Origin of the sequence: Sphingobium sp. ba1 (assembly GCF_000743655.1) — a bacterium.
Taxonomy (GTDB): Bacteria; Pseudomonadota; Alphaproteobacteria; order Sphingomonadales; family Sphingomonadaceae; genus Sphingobium.
Map to the genome: position 1 here is coordinate 4,561 of NZ_JPPQ01000033.1, position 4,345 is coordinate 8,905.

The window sequence follows — 4,345 nt, forward strand, 5'->3', positions numbered from 1 at the left end:
AATATAGCCCGCCGCGCTCGACGCGAGGAACACGGCCGCCCCGCCAATGTCGGACGGATCGCCCCAGCGGCCGACCGGGATGCGTTCCTGAATCTGGCGATTACGGGTCTCGTCGGCCTGCAGCGCGGCGGTGTTGTTGGTGGCGATATAGCCTGGCGCGATGGCGTTGACGTTGACACCCTTGGCCGCCCATTCGTTCGCCAGCAGCTTGGTCAGGCCAGCGACGCCGCTCTTGGACGCGGTGTAGCTTGGTACGCGGATGCCGCCCTGGAAGGACAAGAGCGAGGCGATGTTGATGATCTTGCCTGCGCCTTGGCCGATCATATGGCGACCCGCCGCCTGACACAGGAAGAACAGCACCTTGAGATTGGTGTCGATCACGGCGTCCCAATCCGCCTCGGTAAAGTCGACGCTGTCGGCACGGCGGATGATCCCGGCATTGTTGACGAGGATGTGCAGCCCGCCGAGCTTTTCCAGCGTCTCGTCCACCACGCGCTGGACCGGCTCTATGGTCGAGAGATCGGCGGAGATGATCTCCGCCTTACGCCCAAGCGCGCGGACCTTGTCGACGGTTTCCTGCGCCGGGGTGCGGCCGACCGCGGCAATGTCCGCACCGGCCGCAGCCAGCGACAGGGCGATGGCCTGGCCAATGCCGGTATTCGCGCCGGTGACGATGGCGACTTGGCCGCTCAGATCAAAGGGGTTGGTCACAATAATTCCGTTCATTTCGAGCGAAGTCGAGAAACCTGTCGAGGCGCTGTGCGAGCGTGTCTCGACTTCGCTCGACACGAACGGCGCTCCCACTTTGGTTCAGGCGAGCTGGCAGATATCCAGCACATTCATGTCGGTATAATCCTGGTTTTCACCCGCCATCGCCCAGATGAAGGCATAGGCCTTGGTGCCCGACCCCATATGCACCGACCAGGGTGGCGAGATCACCGCTTCCTCATTGGCTATGACGATATGCCGCATCGCATCGCCTTCGCCCATATAGTGGAAGACGCGATCCGACGGCCCATCCAGCTCGAAGTAGAAATAAATCTCGCTGCGCCGCTCATGGATATGCGGGGGCATGGTGTTCCACACCGAACCCGGCTTGAGCACAGTCAGCCCCATGACCAATTGTGCGCTGTCGCAGATGCCGGGGATGACGAGCTGAAAGATCGTCCGTTCGTTGGATTCTTCGAGGGAGCCGCGTTCGAGCGCATTGGCATCGGCGATGCCGAGCTTGCGGGTGGTGAACCCCTTATGCGCCGGGCAGGACGCGAGATAGAAGCGCGCGCCTGCACCGGCAAACTGCACATCCTTCGCGCCCATGGTGACATAGAGGCAATCCTTGTTGCCCAGCGTGAAGCGCTCGCCATCGACGGTGACGGTGCCTTCGACGTTCGAAACGTTAACCACCGCCATTTCGCGCCGTTCGAGGAAAGGATGCCCTGCCGCCGAAGCAGGCTCGGTCTGCGCTGGCAACGCGACCGGCGCCTCCGCTACCGCAACCCCGCCAATCACGAAACGGTCGGCATGGGTATAGTTCAGCACGCACTCGCCATCGCGGAACAACCCGCCGATCAAATAGCGATCGCGCAATTCCTCGTTCGACACGCATTCCATCATGTCGGGGTGCGTCGCGTAATAGGTCTTGTCGAACATGATTGGTCCTCTTCCTTGCACTGCTTGCGGCGTCGTCAGACACCGGTGTCATGAGCAACCGTCTATCAGGATGAAGCGGGTGGCGCAACCGATGCACGACGGATCAGGGTCGAACTGAACATCGACGGCTCATTCACCTCCGATCCTTCGCCGATCGCCGTTCCGATCAGCTTGAGCGCCGCCGCGCGCCCCATCGCTACGATCGGCCAGCGCACCGTGCTCAGCGGCGGCCATACCCGCGTGGTCAGGGGCGTATCGTCGAAGCCGATGATCGACAATTCCTCCGGCACGGCGATGCCCCGCTGGCGCGCCGCATAAAGAACGCCCGCCGCCATTTCATCATTGCTGGCAAAGATAGCGGTGGGTCTTGGCGACAGATCGAAGAGACTTTCCGATGCCGATTGTCCCGATTCGAACGTATATTGCCCGTCCGCGATCAAACTGCGCGGTAGGCTGATCCCCGCTTCGGCTAGCGCCAGTTCAAAGCCGTCCCGCCGCTCCTTGGCCGACCGAAACCCGTGGGGCCCGGCGATCAGGCCGATCCGCCGATGCCCTTGCGCGATGAGATAACGCACCGCCTCTGCCACCGCTTCCCGGTCGTTCGACGCCACCATATGCTCCGGGTCGTCCAGCACGGCCGATCCCATGCGCACATAGCGGCAGCCTTCCTCGTCCAGCATCCGCGCAAGAGCGTCATTTTCCGACATGGGCGGTAGAATGACGACACCGAACAGGCGCTGGCGCGACACGAAGCCACGAATATCGTCCATCACCTGGTTCGATCCGCGATCGACCGGACGAATCACCAGTTCGAACTCCGTCCCATGCAATGCCTCTAATACGCCGCGCTGCATCGACAGGATCATCTGCGCATTGGGATTGTCATAGACCAGCCCGATCAGGAAATTGCGCCCCAGCGCCAATGCACGCGCTTGCGGATTGGGCACATAACCGGTTTCGCGGATGATCGCCTCGACCTTGTCACGCGTTTCCCGGTTGAGTAACGGCGAGCGATTAATGACGCGGCTGACCGTCTTTTTCGACACGCCCGCCATGCTGGCGATGTCGTTGATCGTCAGCTTGGCCGTCTGGCCCTCATCCTGATTCTGCTTTGCCATACAGCCTTATAGTGGAGTTTTTCACGCCCGCCACCACGCAGCGCCGCGATCCGGCTTGTCAATGACACCGGTTTCCTATAGCGTTAAGGTCAGATAGGATGAAGAGGATTAACCCGTGAGTGCAAGCAGCATGGCCCAAATGATTGCCACCCATTTCCTGGCAATGCGCAAGGCTGCGACGGGCTTCGATGATTATCCCGGCGATGCCCCGGCGACGCTTGAGGAAGCCTATGTCATCCAGGATACCGCTCTTGCGCATACGTCTGATGCTATTGCGGGCTGGAAGGTCGGGCGCATCCTGCCTCCGCTTGCCGACCTCTATGGGTGCGATCGCCTCGCCGGTCCCATTTTCTCGCCCACCGTCTTTCCTGCCACCAGCCAATCCACAGGCCTGGTTTTCGCCAGGGGGTTCGGCGCGGTGGAAGCCGAATATCTGTTTCGTATCGGCACTGTTCCACGCCCGGACCAGATCAGCTTCACGCTGGAGGAAGCGGCGGACCATATCGATGCCGTGCATATCGGTATCGAAATCGCCAGCTCGCCCTTCGCCGGGATCAACGAGATGGGGCCTGCCGTCACGATCTCGGACTTCGGTAATAATAATGGTCTGTTGATCGGCCCTGCCATCCCCGATTGGCGCAGCGGGGCCTATGCGGATCAGCGGGTGACGACCCGGATCGACGGCGTGGACGTTGGGTCTGGCACGGCCGCAGCGTTCAACCGAGGCGCGATCGGATCAGTCAGCTTTTTGCTGGAAAATCTGATCGCGCGCGGGATCACCATTCAACCGGGTTGGTGGATTTCAACCGGCGCGGTGACGGGCGTCCATCCGGTTCGTGCCGGGCAAGCGGTGGAAACCGATTTTGGTCCCTTGGGGACACTGCATTGCACGATCGAGGCGCAGCCGCCACGCTGAACCTCTGACACCATATAAAAGACCAGGAGCCAGGATGATGAACGAAGCAGGGGTGCAGGGTCCGCCGGTCGGCCGCTATCGCTGGGTGGTGGTGGCGCTGTTGTTCGCGGCCACCGCGATCAACTATGTCGATCGACAGATGATCGGCGTGCTGAAGCCGACCCTGTCAGCAGAGATGCAATGGTCGGAAACCGACTATGCCAATATCGTCTTCTGGTTTCAGGCTGCCTATGCGATCGGTTATCTCGGTTTCGGCCGGATCGTCGATGTCATAGGCGCGCGCTTTGGCTACGCCATCGCGGTCACCATCTGGACCATCGCGCATATGGCGCATGGCGGCGTCTATGGTGTCACCCAATTCGCCATGGCGCGCTTTGGCCTTGGCATTGGCGAGTCGGGCAATTTCCCCGCAGGCATCAAGGCGGTGACCGAATGGTTCCCGCAAAAGGAGCGCGCCTTTGCGATCGGCCTGTTCAACGCTGGGGCCAATATCGGTGCGATCATCACGCCTTTGCTCGTGCCATGGTTGACCGTCGCCTATGGCTGGCGCGTCGCCTTTTATGCCACCGGCATTTTCGGCATCGTCTGGCTCATCGCTTGGCTGGTCTTCTACCGCAGGCCGGATCAGCATCCCAAGGTAACGGCGGATGAACTCGCCTAT

At 61.1% G+C, this 4,345-nt stretch carries 5 protein-coding genes; 2 read left to right on the forward strand and 3 right to left on the reverse strand.

Annotated features, from left to right (window positions below; all coding sequences use genetic code 11):
* The 3 genes from kduD to IL54_RS02350 form a co-directional block, all read right to left on the reverse strand.
* A partial coding sequence (gene kduD / locus IL54_RS02340) for a 2-dehydro-3-deoxy-D-gluconate 5-dehydrogenase KduD (RefSeq protein ID WP_037472826.1) occupies positions 1 to 711 on the reverse strand: 711 nt, incomplete at its 3' end.
* A gap of 99 nt (positions 712 to 810) precedes the next feature.
* A complete protein-coding gene (gene kduI, locus IL54_RS02345; RefSeq protein ID WP_037472820.1) occupies positions 811 to 1,650 on the reverse strand; it encodes a 5-dehydro-4-deoxy-D-glucuronate isomerase in 840 nt (279 codons plus the stop codon).
* Between the two features lie 65 nt (positions 1,651 to 1,715).
* A complete protein-coding gene (locus IL54_RS02350) occupies positions 1,716 to 2,768 on the reverse strand; it encodes a LacI family DNA-binding transcriptional regulator (protein WP_037472822.1) in 1,053 nt (350 codons plus the stop codon).
* A 115-nt stretch (positions 2,769 to 2,883) separates the two neighbouring features.
* Between IL54_RS02350 and IL54_RS02355 the strand changes: the two genes are divergently transcribed.
* Together IL54_RS02355 and IL54_RS02360 are read left to right on the forward strand one after the other, a co-directional pair.
* Entirely contained in the window at positions 2,884 to 3,684 is an 801-nt protein-coding gene (locus tag IL54_RS02355; RefSeq protein WP_037472823.1) for a 2-keto-4-pentenoate hydratase, read from the forward strand.
* Between the two features lie 37 nt (positions 3,685 to 3,721).
* The coding region (locus tag IL54_RS02360) for an MFS transporter (RefSeq protein ID WP_037472828.1) at positions 3,722 to 4,345 on the forward strand (624 nt) is incomplete at its 3' end.